This is a genomic window from Neobacillus sp. NPDC097160 (genome assembly GCF_044762155.1).
Taxonomy (GTDB): domain Bacteria; phylum Bacillota; class Bacilli; order Bacillales; family Cytobacillaceae; genus Neobacillus.
The window spans coordinates 242509-262346 of the sequence record NZ_JBIWDU010000009.1; the positions used below are offsets into that span (position 1 = coordinate 242509).

The 19838-nt window shown below is 38.8% G+C and carries 17 protein-coding genes, 1 rRNA gene, 1 pseudogene and 1 riboswitch; of the genes and pseudogenes, 11 read left to right on the forward strand and 8 right to left on the reverse strand.

The features are described 5' to 3' along the window. Positions 1 to 7: 7 nt before the first annotated feature. The 9 genes from ACIQXV_RS15035 to ACIQXV_RS15075 all read left to right on the forward strand — a co-directional run bounded on the left by ACIQXV_RS15035 (position 8) and on the right by ACIQXV_RS15075 (position 8948). On the forward strand, positions 8 to 1006 hold the full coding sequence (locus ACIQXV_RS15035) for a LacI family DNA-binding transcriptional regulator (RefSeq protein ID WP_402960016.1): 999 nt from the start codon (positions 8 to 10) through the stop codon (positions 1004 to 1006). Between the two features lie 223 nt (positions 1007 to 1229). Further along, on the forward strand, positions 1230 to 2756 hold the full coding sequence (locus ACIQXV_RS15040; protein ID WP_402960048.1) for a GNAT family N-acetyltransferase: 1527 nt from the start codon (positions 1230 to 1232) through the stop codon (positions 2754 to 2756). Between the two features lie 487 nt (positions 2757 to 3243). Beyond that, on the forward strand, positions 3244 to 4500 hold the full coding sequence (gene hflX, locus ACIQXV_RS15045; RefSeq protein WP_402960017.1) for a GTPase HflX: 1257 nt from the start codon (positions 3244 to 3246) through the stop codon (positions 4498 to 4500). Between the two features lie 98 nt (positions 4501 to 4598). After that, positions 4599 to 4645, forward strand: a riboswitch (PreQ1 riboswitch). Between the two features lie 127 nt (positions 4646 to 4772). Beyond that, a complete protein-coding gene (gene queF, locus ACIQXV_RS15050) occupies positions 4773 to 5273 on the forward strand; it encodes a preQ(1) synthase (RefSeq protein ID WP_402960018.1) in 501 nt (166 codons plus the stop codon). A 15-nt stretch (positions 5274 to 5288) separates the two neighbouring features. Next, complete coding sequence (locus ACIQXV_RS15055) at positions 5289 to 5936, forward strand: queuosine precursor transporter (protein ID WP_402960019.1); 648 nt, start codon at positions 5289 to 5291, stop codon at positions 5934 to 5936. A gap of 239 nt (positions 5937 to 6175) precedes the next feature. Then, entirely contained in the window at positions 6176 to 6961 is a 786-nt protein-coding gene (locus ACIQXV_RS15060) for an amino acid ABC transporter substrate-binding protein (RefSeq protein ID WP_402960020.1), read from the forward strand. 64 nt (positions 6962 to 7025) lie between these two features. Continuing rightward, complete coding sequence (locus ACIQXV_RS15065; protein WP_402960021.1) at positions 7026 to 7685, forward strand: amino acid ABC transporter permease; 660 nt, start codon at positions 7026 to 7028, stop codon at positions 7683 to 7685. A 15-nt stretch (positions 7686 to 7700) separates the two neighbouring features. Continuing rightward, positions 7701 to 8438 carry an amino acid ABC transporter ATP-binding protein gene (locus ACIQXV_RS15070; RefSeq protein ID WP_402960022.1) on the forward strand — a complete coding sequence of 246 codons (738 nt, stop codon included), beginning with the start codon at positions 7701 to 7703 and terminating at the stop codon, positions 8436 to 8438. Between the two features lie 24 nt (positions 8439 to 8462). Next, complete coding sequence (locus ACIQXV_RS15075) at positions 8463 to 8948, forward strand: hypothetical protein (protein WP_402960023.1); 486 nt, start codon at positions 8463 to 8465, stop codon at positions 8946 to 8948. A gap of 26 nt (positions 8949 to 8974) precedes the next feature. On the opposite strand, the pseudogene ACIQXV_RS15080 reads toward ACIQXV_RS15075, so the two are convergent. After that, positions 8975 to 9684 (reverse strand): annotated as a pseudogene (locus ACIQXV_RS15080) (polysaccharide deacetylase family protein). Positions 9685 to 9932: 248 nt separating this feature from the next. On the opposite strand from ACIQXV_RS15080, the gene ACIQXV_RS15085 reads away from it, so the two are divergent. After that, positions 9933 to 10832, forward strand: coding sequence for an acyl-ACP desaturase (locus ACIQXV_RS15085; protein ID WP_402960024.1), 900 nt, complete (start codon positions 9933 to 9935; stop codon positions 10830 to 10832). A gap of 263 nt (positions 10833 to 11095) precedes the next feature. Here the strand turns inward: ACIQXV_RS15085 and ACIQXV_RS15090 are convergent, their stop codons facing one another. The 7 genes from ACIQXV_RS15090 to ACIQXV_RS15120 all read right to left on the reverse strand — a co-directional run bounded on the left by ACIQXV_RS15090 (position 11096) and on the right by ACIQXV_RS15120 (position 19378). Next, the gene (locus ACIQXV_RS15090) at positions 11096 to 13039 is read right to left on the reverse strand and encodes an FtsX-like permease family protein (protein ID WP_402960025.1); all 1944 of its coding nucleotides are present in this window, start codon (positions 13037 to 13039) and stop codon (positions 11096 to 11098) included. After that, positions 13029 to 13790 carry an ABC transporter ATP-binding protein gene (locus ACIQXV_RS15095; RefSeq protein WP_402960026.1) on the reverse strand — a complete coding sequence of 254 codons (762 nt, stop codon included), beginning with the start codon at positions 13788 to 13790 and terminating at the stop codon, positions 13029 to 13031. The genes ACIQXV_RS15090 and ACIQXV_RS15095 overlap by 11 nt, the downstream gene beginning before the upstream one ends. Positions 13791 to 13890: 100 nt before the next feature. After that, complete coding sequence (locus ACIQXV_RS15100; protein ID WP_402960027.1) at positions 13891 to 14895, reverse strand: sensor histidine kinase; 1005 nt, start codon at positions 14893 to 14895, stop codon at positions 13891 to 13893. Next, positions 14888 to 15583: a response regulator transcription factor gene (locus ACIQXV_RS15105; RefSeq protein WP_402960028.1), complete on the reverse strand. Its 696-nt coding sequence runs from the start codon at positions 15581 to 15583 to the stop codon at positions 14888 to 14890. The genes ACIQXV_RS15100 and ACIQXV_RS15105 overlap by 8 nt, the downstream gene beginning before the upstream one ends. 82 nt (positions 15584 to 15665) lie before the next feature. Then, a complete protein-coding gene (locus ACIQXV_RS15110; protein ID WP_402960029.1) occupies positions 15666 to 16799 on the reverse strand; it encodes a Ger(x)C family spore germination protein in 1134 nt (377 codons plus the stop codon). Further along, positions 16786 to 17889 (reverse strand): GerAB/ArcD/ProY family transporter, encoded by a 1104-nt coding sequence (locus tag ACIQXV_RS15115; protein WP_402960030.1) that lies wholly within the window; start codon positions 17887 to 17889, stop codon positions 16786 to 16788. Before ACIQXV_RS15115 ends, ACIQXV_RS15110 begins: the two co-directional genes overlap by 14 nt. Further along, entirely contained in the window at positions 17879 to 19378 is a 1500-nt protein-coding gene (locus ACIQXV_RS15120; protein WP_402960031.1) for a spore germination protein, read from the reverse strand. The genes ACIQXV_RS15115 and ACIQXV_RS15120 overlap by 11 nt, the downstream gene beginning before the upstream one ends. A gap of 401 nt (positions 19379 to 19779) precedes the next feature. Between ACIQXV_RS15120 and ACIQXV_RS15125 the strand changes: the two genes are divergently transcribed. Continuing rightward, positions 19780 to 19838, forward strand: a 16S ribosomal RNA gene (locus tag ACIQXV_RS15125); the annotation flags it as partial.

Genomic DNA, 19838 nt, shown 5'->3' on the forward strand with positions numbered 1-19838 from the left:
AGAAATAATGGCCACAATAAAGGAGATAGCCACATTAGCTAATGTTTCAATAACTACCGTATCACGAGTATTAAATTACGATGAAACATTAAATGTCTCACCAGAAACAAGAAAAAGAGTTTTTGAAGCTGCAGAGGAATTATCCTATGTAATCACTCCAAAGAAAAAGGCAAAGAGTAAATGGACAATAGGGTTATACGATTCTTTCTCGTTGGAAGAGGAATTAGTGGATACCTATTACCTTTCAATCAGGGTTGCCTTGGAAAAGAAGCTGAAATTAAAAGGCATTGACTTCTACCGAATTGATAAGGGAGGCAATGCGGAGTATAGTAGAAAAATTGATGGAATTATATGTCTTGGAACATTCAAAAGCAAGGATATCGAAAGTATTAAGAACTTTGATAAACCTTGTGTCTTTATCGATTCTAATCCGGACGATCGGTATTTTGATTCTGTTATTATCGACTTTCCTTCGGCCACCAAAAATGCTCTAAATTATTTAACCGAATTAGGTCACAAAAGTATCGGTTTTATTGGTGGAGTCGAAACGGATATGTATGGGAATCGATTCAAAGATTTGCGGCAGGATGTTTTTGAAAATTATTTGAAGCAAAAGAATATTTTTAAAGAAGAATTAGTAAAAATCGGTGGCTATGATCCGAAAGACGGATATACCCTTTTAAAAGAAATGTTATCCGGTCAACAAAAGCCGACTGCGATATTTGTCGCGAATGATACCATTGCCGTTGGTTGCTACAAAGCTGCCTATGAGCTTGGTATAAAAATTCCGGAAGAACTAAGCATTGTTGGTTTTAACGACGTCGCTACCGCACAATATATGGTTCCTCCTCTAACAACAGTTAAACTATACACAGAAATTATGGGAGAAACGGCGGTGGATTTACTGGTAGAAAAGCTGTCCTCCAAAAGGGAAGTTAGTAAGAAAATCACGATAAATACGAAGCTAATCATAAGGGAAAGTGCAGCAGCACCACGAAAGAAATAAGGAGATTTTTGAAATCTCACGTATAGGACAGATTATATCTATTCGATAGGTTAAATTAAATGAAAAGAAGCGATGAGCACATTACTGATGCTCCTCGCTTTTTTTGTTAATTTAAGGTAAGGAAATTAGTTAATATTTCAATTAAATGGGAACCTTAAATACGTATAACAATCACATTTATTTGTCATCTAATTAAGGGTGTGAGAATGTGCCAGATACAGATATGTCCAGATATGAAAAGAAAATAATAATCCGCAACATTCGCTTGGAAGACATTGATGAAATCATTGCACTTGGGAAACTCTGTTTCCCTAATATGGATCCGTGGAAAAGAGAGCAACTGGTCAGTCACATTCGAATATTTCCAGAGGGCCAGTTTTGTGTGGAATTTGACGACAGGATTGTGGGTTCTTGTTCAAGTTTAATTGTTAATTTTAATGAATATGATGACCAGCACACCTGGGATACGATCACTGACAATGGCTATATCACCAATCACGACCCTGACGGATTCAATTTATATGGGATAGAAGTGATGGTGGATCCGGAATATCGCCGCATGAAACTTGGACATCGTCTCTACGAGGCTCGTAAGGAGCTGGCCGTTAAATTAAATCTTCAAAGTATCATTATCGGCGGGCGAATCCCTAATTATCACAAATATAAAGATGATATGACGGCCCGTGAATATGTTCAAGCTGTTGAAAAACACAACATCTATGACCCAGTGTTATCCTTTCAGCTTTTGCAGGGGTTTACAATAAAACGGATTAATACAAGTTACCTTCCTGATGATAAAGCTTCTGCTTCTGTGGCAACTTTAATGGAATGGAATAATGTTGATTATCTGCCAAAAAATAAACGGATTTATCGTACTGCATTTCCTGTTAGAATCTGTGCCGTACAGTACATGATGAAAAAAATTGATTCTATTCAGGACTTTAGCAGACAGGTCGAATATTATGTAGATGTTGCCGCTGATTTCAGATCAGACTTTGTTGTATTCCCGGAGATATTTACGACACAGTTAATGTCATTTCTTGAAGAAAAGCGACCGGACCGGGCTGTCCGCCGGCTGGCAACATATACGGATAAATACATTGAATTGTTTACACAGCTTGCTGTCCGCTATAATATCAACATTGTCGGTGGATCTCATTTTGTTGAGGAGAATGGAGAGGTGTACAATGTCGGTTTTCTCTTCCGACGTAATGGGACGATTGAGAAACAGTACAAAATCCACTCCACCCAAAATGAGCGGAAATGGTGGGGAATATCAGATGGAAATGAAATCAACGTGTTTGACACGGATTGTGGCAAGATTGCTATTCAAATCTCGTATGATATCGAATTTCCTGAACTCGCAAGGATTGCCGTTGATAATGGAGCCAATATTATTTTCGTTCCATTTTGTACAGAGGATCGTCAAGGGTACTTGCGTGTTCGTTACTGTGCCCAAGCTAGGGCGATTGAAAACAATGTTTATACTTGTATTGCAGGGACGGTGGGCAACTTAACACATGTGGAGAACATGGATATTCAGTATGCCCAATCTGGAATCTTTTCACCTTCCGACTTTGAGTTTGCAAGAGATGGAATCGTTGGAGAATGTGATGCCAATATTGACACCGTTGTAGTTGGTGACGTCGACCTAGAAATATTAAGACGCTCCCGAAGTTCGAGTTCATTGCGGCAATCTCGCAACAGAAGACTTGACCTATATCACATTGTATGGAATAAAAAAATTTAGGTGGTGTCAGGTACCAATAAACACCAAAAAAGCTATTGATTTCCAATTTATTCGATGTTATGATTGAAGTAATTATAGAGAAATGGAGGTTTTCCTAGTGTATTTTTGCAGATTGCGATTCCAAAATTTGAACCGTTAATTGAATAACGTTCAAGTCTCTGCCAGCTGTGCAGAGTAAATGGGATTGGTCTGCCTTTTTCAAGGAAACCTTTATTTTACGGTAAGTGAAAAAGAGGGGGCGAGTCGGCCCTCTTTTTTGCTGTCTTTAAAAATAAATATGGGATATGAGAAATGCTTGTTTTCCTATACCTTTTTTAATCAGTGGAAGAAGAATTGGCATTTTTCATTCTGAGACCAACAATCTTACCAGATTATTTCCATGCCCTTTTCGGGTATTTTTCGCGATGGATTCATCCATTTACTTTGCACAGATAGGTCGTCTGTGTTTTTTTGTGTTTTTTCAGAAAAGAAATGGAGGAATTTACCCATGAGAGAAAAACAAAAAGCGCTTATTGTTGGTGTCAATATCAATCATCAAGCAGATTTTTCCTATTCGATGAAGGAACTGGAGAACCTAGCTGCTGCCTGTCATATCGAAGTCGTTGGTGAAATCACTCAAAATTTAAACCGCCTTAATAAATCACATTATATTGGTACCGGGAAAATCGAGGAGGCGAAACTACTCCTTGAAGAAACAGATGTGGATTTAATCGTATTTAACGATGAGCTATCAGCATCGCAAATTCGAAATCTTGAAGAAGGGCTTGATCGAAAAGTCATTGATCGCACGATGTTGATATTAGATATATTTGCCGAACGGGCTAAAACGAGAGAGGCGCAGCTCCAGGTGGAAGTGGCTCGCCTTAAATATTTGCTCCCAAGAATAATTGGTTCGCGGGAATCGTTAGGCCGTCAAGGCGGGGGAGTTGGCTTGAAAAATAGAGGTGCAGGTGAAACCAAGTTAGAACTCGACCGCAGAAAAATCGAGGCAAAAATTGCCGAATTGAATAAGGAATTGGAGGCACTCGTCATGCAGCGGGAAACTCGGCGCAGCCAACGGAAAAAGAGCGGTGTGCCGCTTGTTTCTCTAGTAGGCTACACAAATGCCGGCAAATCAACAATTATGAATGCAATGCTGCGAAGGTCCCATCAATCATTGAATAAACAAGTGTTTGAGAAAGATATGTTATTTGCAACGTTGGATACGTCCGTTAGAAAAATAAAATTGGCCAATCACCTGCCGTTTATGCTAGCTGATACAGTTGGCTTTGTCGATAAGCTGCCGCATCATCTCGTTAAAGCTTTTCGTTCGACCCTTGAGGAAGCAGCAACAGCGGATTTACTCATCCATGTCGTTGATTTTTCAAGTCCACATTATGAAAATCTTAAAAATGTGACGAATAATACGTTAAGAGAGATGGGGATCAATCAAATCCCTACAATCATTGCATATAATAAGTCCGATTTAGCCGATGTTGATTTTCCTGCCGTTAAGGGAAGGAGCGTCTATCTTTCTGCTAAACAAGGTGTAGGAATAGAGGAATTAGTCGATGTGATCAGTGAGCATATTTTTAAAAATCCGATCCATTGTGAAATGTTAATTCCTTTTGATGGCGGCAGCTTAGTTTCCTACCTGAATGAGAATGCAAATGTGCTTTCGACAAGCTACGAAGACAATGGCACCAAGTTAACGGTAGAATGTAATCAAGACGATTTTGAAAAATACCAGCAATACGTTATTTAAAGTGAGTGTGTCTTGAATGGTATCCGGCGGAAAAATTTTTGTTTGACGTTTTCTAAACTGTTCTTTATGATAGTAAAGAAAAGAATACCCGTACTTGAACGGGAGAGGTTCATAGCTGATACCCTCTATAAAAAACTATGGATACATGACTATCTGCCATGTCCATATCGGACGTGGCTTTTTTGTTTTTATCCCGAAAGTTTGCATAGAATGTTCAGAAGAAACTCTCTTGAAAAAGTGTGGGGGACACATTTTTACTAGGGGGTTTTTTTATGTCTGGCCGCAAGCCTACAGAAGGATTAAAGGATTTAACATTATTAGGGAATCAAGGTACTACCTATTCATTTGAATATGCACCGGAAGTCTTAGAGGCAGTTGATAATCTGCACCCGGAGCGTGATTATTTCGTGAAATTCAATTGTCCGGAATTTACGAGTCTTTGCCCGCTGACCCGTCAGCCGGATTTTGCTACGATGTATATTTCGTATGTTCCAGATCAGAAAATTGTCGAGAGTAAGTCTTTAAAATTATATCTTTTCAGCTTTAGGAATCACGGCGATTTTCACGAGGATTGTGTCAATATCATCATGAACGATTTAATTAAATTGCTCGATCCACGCTATATTGAGGTTTGGGGGAAGTTCACACCAAGAGGCGGAATTTCCATTGACCCATGGTGCAATTACGGAAAACCTGGCACTAAGTATGAGGAGATGGCCAGTTTCCGGTTAATGAACCATGACCTCTATCCGGAAAAAGTCGATAATCGATAAGGAAGGGATAAAGAAATGATATTTTACTTGAATGGAATTTTTGTTGGATTGTTAATTCTGGCAAACATTGTTGCTGTAAAGCTATTCAGCATTGGGAATTTCGCGATATTGCCTGCCGCTGTCATTGTTTATATTTTTACGTACCCACTCATTGATGTGATTGTTGAGGTTTATGGAAAAAAGGAAGGGCGGAGAACCGTTCAAGCTGGGCTGATTACACAAATCCTTGCTCTGATTTTTATTACGATTACGATTCATCTGCCTGCAGCACCAATATTTAAAGAACAAGGGTCCTTCGAAACAATCTTAAATGGAAGTTTTCGCGTGATTATTGCGAGCTTAATTTCTTATGCTGTAAGCCAAAACCTGGACGTGTTTGTATTTAATAAATTAAAAAAACGTCATGGTCAGAAAAAGCTATGGCTGCGCAATAACGCCTCTACCATGCTTAGCCAATTAATTGATACAACCATTTTCATCAGCATTGCCTTTTACGGAACAATGCCGATCGCTGTCTTAGGAAGCCTGATTCTAACTCAATATATATTTAAATTTGCAGCAGCCATCCTAACCACCCCGCTAGTCTACGGACTTGTCCATTTCATACGGAAACAGGAATCACGGGAACCAGCCCACCCGCTACAAAGGGTGGCACCAAAATAGCACCAATCAAAGCAGTCGTTATTTTAGCGGCTGTTTCTTTGTATTTTTTTCTCTCTAGCAATCTTTCACCAAATTTCACCGTGCTCTTATTACGACGTAAATTCGTGCACTTCTGTATTTTTGTATAACCCAATTTAGCTATTGTACTTTAAAATATTATAGTGTTATAATGTGTTAGTATGATAATATGGTAACGCACTAAAGTAAATTTACAATCCAATAAAGGTGGTTTTATTCATATGAAACGTCTAGCATCTATGGTTCTAGTAATCGCGGCGATATTTTCAGTTTTAACGGCCTGCTCGGGCAATACATCGGGGGCTAAGGAAAAGAAAGATAATACAGTGGTAATCGGCATCGACGATAAATTTGCCCCGCTGGGATTTCGCGACGAGGATAATAATCTGGTAGGTTTTGATATTGACTATGCAAAAGCAGCTACTGAAAAGATGGGCATGAAGGCTAAATTCCAGCCAATCAACTGGAAAACTAAGGAATCCGAACTAAGCAGCGGCCGCATTGATCTTATCTGGAATGGCTATACTATCACCGATGAACGTAAGAAAAAGGTTCTATTTACAAAGCCTTATTTAAAAAATGCTCAGGTTGTGGTCACATTGGCTGACTCTAACGTATCCAAACTGGCCGATTTAGCTGGCAAAGTGGTCGGACTTCAATCTTTATCTTCTGCTTCGGATGCCTTGGATGCGAACCCAATTAAATCCAGGATTAAAGAAGTAACGGAGTTCTCCGATAATGTGATGGCATTAAATGACCTTAAGAGCGGGCGCTTAGATGCCGTGGTGATTGATGAAGTTGTCATTGATTATTACATGGCAAAAGAAAAGGGTACTTTTAAATTGCTTGATGAATCCCTTGCTCCTGAAGAGTATGGGGTAGGTGTGAAAAAAGGCAATGAGGAACTGCTGAACAAGTTACAAAAAGCACTGGATGAAATGAATGAAGACGGTACTGCCGCTGAAATTTCGAATAAATGGTTTGGTGAAGATAAAGTATTAAAGTAATGAAATAGGGAACAAAACAGGATTTCCATAGGGAACCCTGTTTTGTTTTTGGAGGAAATCAACTATGTCGTTTGATTATATACTATCCATACTAAAGCCGATGCTTGAAGGGGCACAAATGACGATTCTTTTGTTTGTAGTTGCCATTGTAGTGTCGATTCCGCTGGGCTTTTTGTTAACGCTAGCTGTAAAAAGCAGCTTCAAGCCGCTATCCTGGCTTGCACAAGTTTTTATTTATTTAATGCGCGGGACACCACTTCTGCTTCAGCTATTAGTGATCTGTTTTGGGCTGCCGATGATTCCGGTCATCGGGGAGTATTTGGTGCTGGATCGCTTTGTGGCCGCTTGTATAGGATTTATCCTAAACTATGCCGCTTATTTTGCTGAGATTTTTCGCGGCGGGCTTTTGGCTATTGATAAAGGTCAATATGAGGCTGCACAAGTCCTCGGTTTCAATAAATGGCAAATGACAACACGCATTATTCTACCGCAAATGTTTCGCATTGCCCTTCCAGCAGTGGCAAACGAATCGGTTACACTGGTCAAGGATACTGCCCTGCTTTATGCCGTTGCGGTACCGGAGTTATTGCACTATGCGGAAACAGCCGTGAATCGTGATTTTACGATTGTTCCCTTTATGGTGGCAGGTGTCATTTATCTTCTGATGACGCTTGTGCTGACGTATGTTTTTAAATTGGTTGAACGGCGATTTACATTTGAATAGGGAGGGGGACTGAATATGGCAATCATTGAAGTTTCTAATCTAAAAAAGTCGTATGGCGAGCTGGAAGTATTAAAGCAGATTACCTTTGATGTGAATAAAAATGATGTAGTGGCTGTGATTGGCCCCTCTGGATCTGGTAAAAGTACGATGCTTAGGAGTCTTGTCCACCTAGAAGAAATCAATGCCGGCAGCATCCGTGTTTCCGGTGATGATCTTGTAAAGGACGGGGTTTACGCAAAACCGCAGGAAATTAAGCAGATTACCGCCAAGATGGGGATGGTGTTTCAGCATTTTAATTTGTTCCCGCACCTAACGGTAAAGGAGAATTTAGAAATGGCTCCACGATTAGTGAAAAAGGAATCTGCAGCAGAAATAAGTAAGCGCAGTGCCGAGCTACTTCAGAAGATTGGACTTAAAGGCCGGGAAAGTACTTACCCGGTTCATTTATCAGGCGGCCAAAAACAAAGGGTAGCCATTGCCCGGGCGTTGATGATGAATCCTGATATTCTGCTATTTGATGAGCCTACTTCGGCACTGGATCCCGAGTTAACCGGCGAAGTTCTGCAGGTGATGAAGGACCTTGCTGAAGAGCACATGACGATGATTGTAGTTACCCATGAAATGGGATTCGCAAAAGAGGTAGCAAACCGAGTTATTTTTATGGATAATGGAGAAATTATTGAAACCGGTCATCCTTCTAATGTGTTGACCAACCCGCAATTCGAACGGACGAAAGCATTCTTAAATCGATGATGGTACCGTGGAATTCTTGAGACTTTGTCTTTCATCGGCTCAATGAAGGACATTTCCGGCAGGAATCTTGGAATTTTGTCCTTCATCGGCTTAATGAAAGACAATTCCGTAGGGAATCTTAGAATTTTGTCCTTCATTGGCTCAATGAAGGACATTTCCGGCAGGATTCTTGAGATTTTGTCTTTCATCGGCTTAATGAAGGACAATTCCGCAGGGATTCTTGGGATTTTGTCTTTCATTGGCTCAATGAAGGACATTTCCCGCAGGATTCTTGAGATTTTGTCTTTCATCGGCTTAATGAAGGCCATTTTCGCTGGGAATCTTGGAATTTTGTCCTTCATTGGCTTGATGAATGATTCTAAGTCGCACTTTCCTCCGATTACGCATTATTTCCGGCCACTTACTACGATTATCCTAAAATTCCCGATATTTGTTGGAAGTCATTTAGAAAAAAGGGTAACTTCAAAACCCTACTATATAAAGAAATCGTGTAATCTGCTAAATGAATAGCAACTGCTTCTCAGTTTTTTACTGATTCATTTATGTCCTTCTAATTTCTGGAGTTCATTTACTGTTTCAAAGCTATACCCTTCCTCAGATAGTGCTTGTAAAATCCCTTCAATGGTTTTCAGTTCTTCTCCAGTTTTATCATACATCGGATGAATCAAGATAATCGAACCTGGCTTAATTTGATCCCGCACATATTTTACTTTATCAGATGCGGTAGTAAAAAGGGTATCTGGTTCTAAATTCCATGTGATGGTGTCCCGATCATGCTTTTTGAGGTTAAGCGGTAAACCTACCAGTTTTTTTCCGTTTGGCGGACGCACATCAATTTCACCTTGAAATCCGGCATCGCGAATCAATAGATCTGTTTTTTCAATCTCTTCTTTATAATAGGAAGGCGTTTTAAAAATCATCCGCTTATGGGAATAGGTGTGATTACCAACTTGATGTCCCGCATCTACTATTTTCTTAGCTTCCTCAGGATTTTCCCTTATCTCATTCCCAATAAGAAAAAAGGTCGCCTTTGCGTGGTATTGATCCAAAAGCGGCAGAAGTTGATCGACATTATTGTCGGCCCATCGTCAAAAGTTAATGCAACCACTTTTTGATCCGTCTCCACTTGATCGGTTAGTCCGCCAAATAATTGGAATGTTCTCGAATTCATTAATTTATAGGTGCCAAGCAGTACCAGAAAAACTACTAGAATTCCTACTCCGATAAAGGTTAATTTCCTTTTCATATATACAGCCTTTCTTCTCTAATTTCCTTATCATTATAGCAAAAAGCACCTAGAAAAATGAAAAGTCCTCCTGTGAGTAAGATTCAGAATAGTTGTGCTATAATTAAATTAGTAACAGGTACTAATATCAGATATAACAAAACGAAGTTGATTTGAGGACATTTTACAGGGGGAATATCCGAACTATTTTTAAAAGAATGTTCGTTAAAATATGAAAACAAATGATCAACACAAATGGAGGGATTACGATGTTAACAAATGATTTGGACTTTCGGTTGGAGCCTAAACTTATAGAATTATATGAAGCACATAAAAAGCGGGCTGAAAAAATAGATTGGGGTTATCATGATTTCTTGCCGTGGGATAAGGCAATGGACTTCCGACGTGTTCCGTGGGATGAAAGTCAGGTCACACTTCCTGCATCCGTTGTTACTGCAGTTGAAACAGCGCTTTTAACTGAGGTAAACCTGCCTTGGTTCACCTCTCATCTGGATCAAACCTTTAAAGGCTCTTTAACGGTTATTAAAGATTTTGTTCATACGTGGACAGCGGAAGAGGACCAGCATTCAAACTTGCTTGAAACGTATCTTTTAATCACACGCAATGTCGATCCGAAGCGCCTCCACCAATTACATAAACAAACGGTTGAGAATGGCTGGAATCCGGATTACCATACACCTTTTGAAACGATGGTGTATACATCGCTGCAAGAATTGGCAACCATGGTGTTTTATAATAATGTGGCTAAAGTGGCTGGATCGCATGATAAGGATTTGTCTAGTTTACTCCGGCGTCTAGCAAAGGATGAAACATTGCATTATGCCTTTTACAGAGATGTTATTAAATTTCATCTGCAATTAGAACCTAACTATTGTTACCATTTGGGAAATGTTATTATGAACTTTCAAATGCCTGGGACTGTCATGCCTGACTTTGAAGACCGCATGTCCATTATTGCAAAAGAAGCAAATTACGGTCCATTGGAATATTTTGATCAAGTTTTAGATGTGATTGTTGATTATTGGGAGTTGGAAAAGCTTCGGCCAATAGCACCAGAAGCAGAAAAAGCCCGGCTGGACATTCTGAGTTATCACGCCCGGTTGAAAAGAGTCAGAGACCGCTTTTATAAAAAGCAAAACGGTGCCTGACACCCGATAATTTTTTACAAAACCAATTTGGCGTTCCACGCCACCATCTATCATGGAAATAGATTCAGAGAACTAGCCGTAGTCACCTAATAAAGGCGGTGTGAGCAGAGCCAAGCTTAGCTTCATTGATTGTAAAAAATGTATACTATCCGCTGAACTTGTCTATTCTGATTCGCTTTTGCGGCGCTCCGCCCCTTTACCATTCAAAGTAAAAGCTCCAGTGCCTGTTTGGCCTGGAGCTTACTCTTCGTAAAAATACTATGCTAAAGTGCCTCTTTAATCACTTTCTTATAATAAAGAACAGACAGGATACCGAAAATCGAGTACAATCCTGTATAGATCACCATGACGATTATCATCGGTGTCCATACCTCGGTACCGAATAAAAACCAGCCTGATTGGACGGCGAAATAGCTGTGGAAGAGTCCAACGACTAATGGAATGCCGAAATTAAACACCTGTTTTGCCCGAATACCTTTTAGCAGGTCACCCTGAGTAAAACCAAGCTTTCTCAGGATTGTATAATTCGGTTTTTCTTCTTCACTTTCACCCATTTGTTTAAAATAAAGAATACAACCGGATGTAATCAGAAAGGTTAAACCCAAAAAGCCGACGATAAACATCACAAGGCCCATTATTTGTTTCTGCCCATTACTGATTTCCAACCGTGAAGAATTGGCGCTGTCTTCACTATTATTCATCTTTTTAAAAAGATCATTTGCCTTTTCAAGATTGTCTTCATCTTTTAACGTAATCCCGATAAACAGCGAAGATACTTTCTGGATTTCTGGATTTACATCCTTCTGTAACCGCTCGAACACTGTTTCATCAACAATGGCAATCGGCTGCCCGCCGTTCGTAAAATAACCGGAAATGACGGTATCCTTTTTTAAGCCTAAGTAGTTGAGTGGAATTGCTTCGTTTTGCCCCTTCAATTCGATAGGACCAGAATCCTTAAGACTCATAAATTTTTGCAGCAAATCATTATATCCGGTAAAAATAGTTTCCTTCTTAGAAACATCGATATTTTTAACCGCTTTATCACTAATAACAGGAATCGTCATAGCCTTTGGATCGACCATTAATCCATTTAGGTTTCCCAAGATCTCCTTAAGATTCGCATCCACCTGAATAACGTCAATTTTTCTTTCGCTAAACGGAATATCCTCCACAGTTAAAACCTTCGTAAACTTCGTTGCATCTTCCGCCGTGACAAATGAAAAATCCCCGGCAACCTGATTTTCAGCCGTTTTTTCTGCTGAATAGTAAGAGATATAACTTAACGATAATAAACCAATCGCTAGCGCCGATAGGGTCGTAATGATCGTTAATAATAAAGCATTCGATTTCATCCGAAACATAATCGAGGATAGTGATAATACTTGATTAATATTTAAATAACCGTCCTTCTTTTTCCGAATGACATTAAAGATAAAGCTGACAGACCCTTTGTAAAAAAGATAGGTTCCAATAATAACCGATCCGAGAATAAATATCATCGCTCCAAAAAGTTCAGTTACCGTGGTAAAATTGCCGCTTAATAATTTTGTCGAAATATAGTAGCCTGAAATGATCGAAACCACACCAATAATCCCGATGATGATTTCGAAGATAGACATCTTTTTCACTTTACCTTCAGTCGATGAAACCACTCTAAATAAGGATAGGATACTCTGCCTTTTTATAAATACATAGTTCATCAGCATAATAAACAGGTAGATGACACAAAACACCACAACGGTTTGAACCAGTGCCTTCGAAGAAAAATGAAGGGCGGCGATTGCATCAATACCCGTGATTTTAAACAAAATCATGAGAATGAGCCTTGAAACGGAAAAACCGATAAAGATCCCAATAACCAACGAACCAAAATAAAGGATAAAATTCTCAGCCGTAAGGATGTTGAAAATTTTCATTTTGGTCATCCCGATTAATTGAAATAACCCAATTTCCTTGCTGCGCCGTTTAATAAAGATGTTATTAGCATAAAGCAGAAAGATCGAGACAATCGCAACAAGTAAAACGGATGCTGCCTTAATTGCTGCGGCCCCTTTAATGGAGTCTTTCGTTTCATTCATCGCAGGGTCATATTGCAGGGTGACAAAGGCGAAATATAGGGCAACGCTAAAGATCAGCGCAAACACATAGAGATAATAATTTTTCAAATTCTTTTTCAAGTTTCGAAAAACGAGATAATTAACGCTCATTTGGCACACCACCCAATACACCTTGCGTTTTCATGATGTCTTTAAAGAACGTCTGTCTTGATTGTTCGCCCTTATTTAATTGCGTGTATATCTGTCCGTCCTTGATAAAAATAACCCTGCTGCTGAAGCTTGCTGCCACCGGGTCATGGGTAACCATGATAATTGTTGCCTGGCGGTTTTGATTCATCTCGCTTAATTTGTTAAGCAAATCGGAAGCAGATTTTGAATCGAGGGCACCGGTTGGCTCGTCAGCAAAAATAATGCTTGGTTCATGAATAAACGCCCTTGCGGCAGAAGTCCGCTGTTTTTGACCGCCGGAAATTTCATTTGGATACTTATCCTTGATGTCGGAAATCCCCAGTTCCGCTGCCACTGCCTGAAACATTTGATCCGCTGCTCTTTTTGAAACTTTCGAAATCGATAACGGCAAGAGAATATTTTCTTTGACTGTCAATGTATCCAGCAAGTTATAATCTTGAAAAATAAACCCTAAATGATGCTTGCGGAATTCAGCCAGCTGACGCTCCTTCATCGTTGTCATTTCTTTTCCTTCAATTTTGATTGTCCCGCCGCTGACCTTGTCAATGGAGGAAAGAACATTGAGCAAGGTTGTCTTTCCGGAACCGGAGGCACCCATGATGCTCACAAATTCCCCTTTTTCAACACGAATATCAATTCCCTTTAATACTTCTTGTTTATTTATTTTATTGCCATAGCTTTTGTGAAGTTTATTGGCTTCTAAAATATGCATGCTAACACGCTCCTCTTAATCGATACCTTTATTATAAATAGCATGAAGATTCCAATCCTTCGATTGCGCGAACAAATAAGAAAAGCATGTGACATTGTTGTCACATGCCTGCAATATGGACGAATTCATTACTTATTGGAAAGGTTAACGTAAAAGTGGTTCCTTCTCCAAGTTGTGAGTGGACATCAATATTGATTAATAAAGGCTTTGCGATTCTCCTCGTTAAATATAACCCCATACCTGTTGCAGCATTATCGTGATGAGACGTGGTCGAAGTAAAGCCCTTTTCAAATATGCGCGGCAAGTCTTTAGGGTCGATGCCGCGTCCGAAATCCGTCACCTCAAGGATCTTTTGTCCAGCTTTCTGATAGCTTTTAATGAGGATGTCGGATGAGTCACTGTATTTCACTGCATTTGTCAACAGCTGTCTGATGATAAAGGCGAGCCACTTGGCATCAGTCAAGACAGAAGGAACCCCTAATTCAACATCAAAGCCAATCCCTTTTTGCATACACCAAGATTGTAACGTTTTAATCTCTTTAAAAAGTAACCCCTTTAAATCAGTTTCTTCTATATATAAATCATTTTCCATGAAGGGGATGCGCTTTTGGTGAAGCTGTTGGTCAAGCAGGAGGTGGATTCTTAACCATTCATGGGTTAATTGTGCACGCGTCCGTTCATCGTCCATGCGTTCAATCATTAAATGCATCGCCGTTAACGGGGTCTTGACTTCATGAATCCAGGCTAACAGGTCATCCTTTTCCTGTTCTAACATCAGCAGGTTTTCCGAAGCTTCTTTTTTAAGCAGCTCGGTCTGGTTCACGATGCTTTGTTCAATCATTTTTTCAAACGGGCTTTCAGGCTCCGCTATTGTGGTTAAATCAAGATTGCTTTCCCATTCCATTAAACTTTTGTAAAACTTTGTTTCCTTATGATAGCGAAAAATCAAAAAGATACAAAAAACAAGCGTTGATAGGAAGATAATATAGAAGAATGGCATCAATGGCAGTGCCGTATCAAGGTAAGCTATAAAAAGAATGAGTACTTGAATAACGAAAAATAGAAGGATCCAGCTGCGCCTTTCAACGAAATAGTTCTTAATCATAACTATTTGCCTCTTCAATCGCGATATAGCCCTGGCCAACCTTTGTTTCAATAAAACTTCCTAGAGATAGCTCGTCTAATCTTTTTCTCAGCCGATTGACATTGACCGTTAAGGTATTATCACTGACAAAGCGTTCATCCTCCCACAGGCTTTTAATTAAGTCCTCACGGCTGACAATTTTATTTTTTTGCTCAATCAGCCGTTTTAAGATAAACGTTTCATTCTTCGTTAGTTCAACCGTACCCGCAGCATTACTGACGATGTTTTTCTCATAATCCACCGTTGCGCCGCACCATGTTTTGAGGGTCATTTGCTCAGTATTGTAATTATAGACGCGGCGAAGAATCGCCTGGATTTTCGCGATCAGTACATCAAAATGAAACGGTTTTTGAATAAAATCGTCTGCACCAAGCTGCATCGACATCACCATATCAGTCGGATGGTCTCGTGAGGATAAAAATAGAATCGGAACATTCGAATGGGAGCGGATCATTCGGCACCAATGAAAACCATCAAATTTTGGCAATTGGATATCAATCACCACTAAATCAGGCTTTACCGCTGTAAATTCCTCCATGACCTTGCTGAAATCCGTAATTCCATAAACGTCATAAGACCAGCCTATTAACCGTTCTTTTATTTCATGAAATAATGTAACATCATCTTCAATTAATAATAGTTTAAACAAAGGATTCACCACACTTTTTTTGGATATCTTATAGTAATTGTATAATATATCCTATTTAGGTGCTATAGGGTGAACCTCTCTATTAATTAATGATTCCGGTATTAATTAGTTCAAATTGCAGGTCTGCCTTAATCGGGATCTCTTTAAGGGCTGCATTTTTGTATTTTTTCTCCCACAGTTGATGATGATCGGCCCTTATTTTCTCTTCAATGCCAAATCCATCACAATTCGCTTCCTGTAATTTTGCAATCGTTGATTCGGCAGTTTTCGTTAAAGTATTCTTTATTTCTTTATTTAGCTGATTTAATAGCAGTGGTTTCGTTAAATGATTTTTCGGATACTCTGTTATTCGATATTGCAGCTTTACAGATAAATTCGCGGAAGCAACGTCATTTTTCACCGTTAATTTTGTTTTTTGACGGGTATTGATCACTTCGACGACGACAAAATCCTTTTGAATTTCTTTCTCTTGTTGATTTATTTTCACCAAAAATGAAACCTTCTGTTTTTTGGTTCCATTAAGCAGTAAAAACATTTTTGATTCTGGAATATTAAGTTTCCCTGTCATTTTTTCATTATCAAATAGTGCCATACCTACCGAACGTGCCCGATGTTTCTCATAATGAACGTTGAGAAGCGGCAGCAATGGATCCTTTGTATGTTTAAGCAATAAAGGACAGACTGATTGAACATTATAGTCTGTAAAAAAACCGGTTGCTTCACCGCTTTTTAAGAATTCAGCATAATATTGTCCGTTTATATCTGCTTCCTCCTGTTTTAAGCGAATGGCGGCCGCTGCTTCTCCTTCAATAATCACCGCTTTTGCACTAAGAGCGCCTTTTGGGTTCCGATAAATGTTATCGAGCTCCTGATAGATCCCTTTTTTCGCCATTTTTTCGCCAAAAAAGATCACTTGAACTTTAGAGGTATCAATTCTTTCTGAAATATTTAGGTCGGCATGCAGGAGGGTGTCTAAAGCTGTCCTCCCGGATGTAGTTAGAATGGTGCTTCTCGAAGATGCTGAAGAAATATTATTTTCTAACGCTCTTTTGCCAATAGGGTACGATGTATTTGCGATTACCTCACCGTTAGGATTGATATCGTACCCAATAAGCATGATTAATTTTTGCTCTTTTAATAGCCTTTGATCCCAACAGCCTGTTAATAAAAGGGGGATAAAAATGAAAACAATCAACCGCTTACTAGTTCTTCTCATTGAATTCACCCTTCTGCCGTTTTTTAACTAGCAGGGAAAAAATTAAAAGAAATACAGGTATGGCCATCAAGAAGATGAAACCAGCATAGGTAGTGTATTTCGTTATTTGCTCTATTTCTTTTTCACCATTAAAAAATAGGGCAAAGACAAAGCAAATAAAGGCTGATAAATAAACAAAAGATTGTCTTGACCATTTTTTAACTAGAAAAGTGCCTGCTAAGGATGCACCGTAAAGATAGCTGATAAATGATGTCGCTACTAAAATAATCCAGAATGAAATGATGACTAAATCTGGCCGTTCAATGATTTTAAACGAAAAAGATTTTAATAAATAAAGAACAGGCTGAGGAAATAACCCCATTTGGTCATCACTGAAGTAAATTAAGCAGACAAAGGTTAGGAATGTGTAAAAAAAGGTAATAAATAAGTTTACCAAGCTAAAAGCTTTAAATTTCTTTTTTCCAGTTGCCGAAACAAACGGAGATAATATAAGGAACATTTCCATGCCTTGCCATGCTAACGTAGCATGCCCGGCTCCCTTCAGTATATTCATCATACCTGAATGACCTATAGGCATAATGTAATTGATATTGCCATCTTTAAAAGCAATAGGAGGGATGATGATAAACACAATCAACACCAAAGAGGCGATAAAGTAAAACCTTGCGATGACCTTCAAGTTTTCGACAGCAATATAGATTCCGATGGATACCATCAACAAAAGGATGACCCAATAGGGAGTATACGGCAGCATCCATTTTTTTAAAATAAAGACAAATAAAACGAGAATGGTTGAGCCGGTTAATAAGAAATAACCAGTATAAAAAAGGGTGAAGCACTTTCCAATCACCTTTCCTAAAATCGATTCAAGGAGTTGAAATAAATGCTGATTAGGGAAACGGTTACATAAAATAAAATAGAGGATAACAAGGATCTCCATAAACACACCTGTTAAAAGAAGTGAAATCCAACTATCCCCTTTGGCGAATTTGTGAATGTCGTAAGGAAGAGAAAGAAAGGCCACTCCAATTTGCGTCTGGATTAAAAAGGTGATCATCTGGAGCTTGGTGATTTGGTTTTCATTTTTCATTTTTTTCCCATCTTCTTGGTCGATTTAGTCGAATTTTATTTTTAACACGTAACTCTCTTGGCCTTTGCTTTAACATCCATATTGGAAATCGAATGATTGCATCCTTCAACCCTTGTAAATTAAAGGGGGCAATCGGGGTGAAATAAGGCGTTCCCAAAGACTCCAGTTTACAGAGATGGCCAATGATAAACATTAACGCAAATATGATTCCGACAAACCCAAAGCTAGCGGCAAGAACCATAATTGGAAAGGTTAAGAGCCTAACCGTATTACTCATTTCATAGGATGCGATTGTAAACGAAGAAATAGACGTAAGTGCTATCACGATTACCATCACATTCGATATTAATCCTGCAGAAACAATCGCATCCCCGATAATTAAACCACCGACAATACCGATTGTTTGCCCGATTGGGGTGGGAAGACGAATTCCAGCTTCTCGAATTAATTCAATCGTAAATGCTGTAATCATCGCTTCAATTAACGGTGGAAACGGAATGTTCTCTACTGAGTTTTTAACCAGAACTAAAATTTCATTCGGGATAATCTCAAAATGGAATCCGATAATCGCAATATATAAAGCAGGTAATAGAAGCGAGAAGAAAAAACTTGTTACTCTCAAAAGGCGAAACACAGAGCCTGTAATGATGCGGCTGTTGTAATCATCTGTCGTTTGGAAAAAAGAAAAAAATGATACTGGAAGAACAAGCGCATCTGCACTTCCTTCAGACAAAATGACGATTCTCCCTTCTATTAATTGGGCAATTGTCCGATCAAGCCTTTCCGTGTAAAGGATATGCGGAAATGGAGATAATGGCATATCTTCAACTAACTCTTCTAAGTACCCAGGGCTAAAAGTCATATCTGTGGAAATGGTTTGAAGTCTTTCTTCTAGTGTCTTTATTAGATTCGGATTGGTGAGTCCTTCTATATACATAACGGCAATTTTAGTGTTTGTGTATTGGCCCTTCCGATGGTAAATAATTCTAAGATTAGTGTTCTCAATCCCTTGTCTGATAAACCCTATATTTGTCGAGAGGTTTTCAACAAAACCGATATGTGATCCTCGTACCGTTTTTTCACTATCAGGTTCTTTGGGGCTGCGGGAAAAATCTTTTTTTGTGTTAAAAGAAAAGATTTTTTCGCTTCCTTCAATAACGACAACTGAATTTCCTCGTAACAGAGCATTAATAGAATCGCTAAGATTTATTTTACTCTGTGTTTCTGTCGTAAATGGGATGTCACCTATGTCTAATTCACGATATTTTATGAAAGGGAATAAGATACTTTCTTGGATTTTTTCTGAGTCAGCAATGGTGGCTAAATAAACGATGACTCCTTTCATTTCTTTATATAAAATGGGGATCATTAGTAAGTCTTCAGATTTGCAGAAAGAATTTTTAATGAACTCTACGCGGGTATCCAAGGTAAAATCATCATTTGTTGAAGGTTGATCATTTTTAATTTTTTCAAAGAGAGCTTGCTTCATAACCGAACTCCTCAAGGTAAAATGTACATTTTATCTTTTACTAAATTTCTCTTATTATTCTTAAAGTAAAAATAGTAGTTGACTCAGGTGAAAGATAATAGTAATATAGTAATCCTGATGAGGGTTATTAAAGAATTAGCATATTGGCTTACTTAAAGAATTCCTACATCAGTTGACAGCAACAGAGCTGTTTGATAAAATAAAAACCTCGCTGATTCGAATGAATATTATTTTAAAATAATGATTGACATTCTAAAAGCGAGATGATATAGTAATAAAGTTGCTTCTGAACGAAGTAACGAACTTGCTCTTTGAAAACTAAACAAACAAAAACGTCAACAAACAATAAATTATTAGCTTCATAAGAAGCTAAGCCAACGTAACAAATGAGCTAATCAACTTTCTTGGAGAGTTTGATCCTGGCTCAGGACGAACGCTGGCGGCGTGCCTAATACATGCA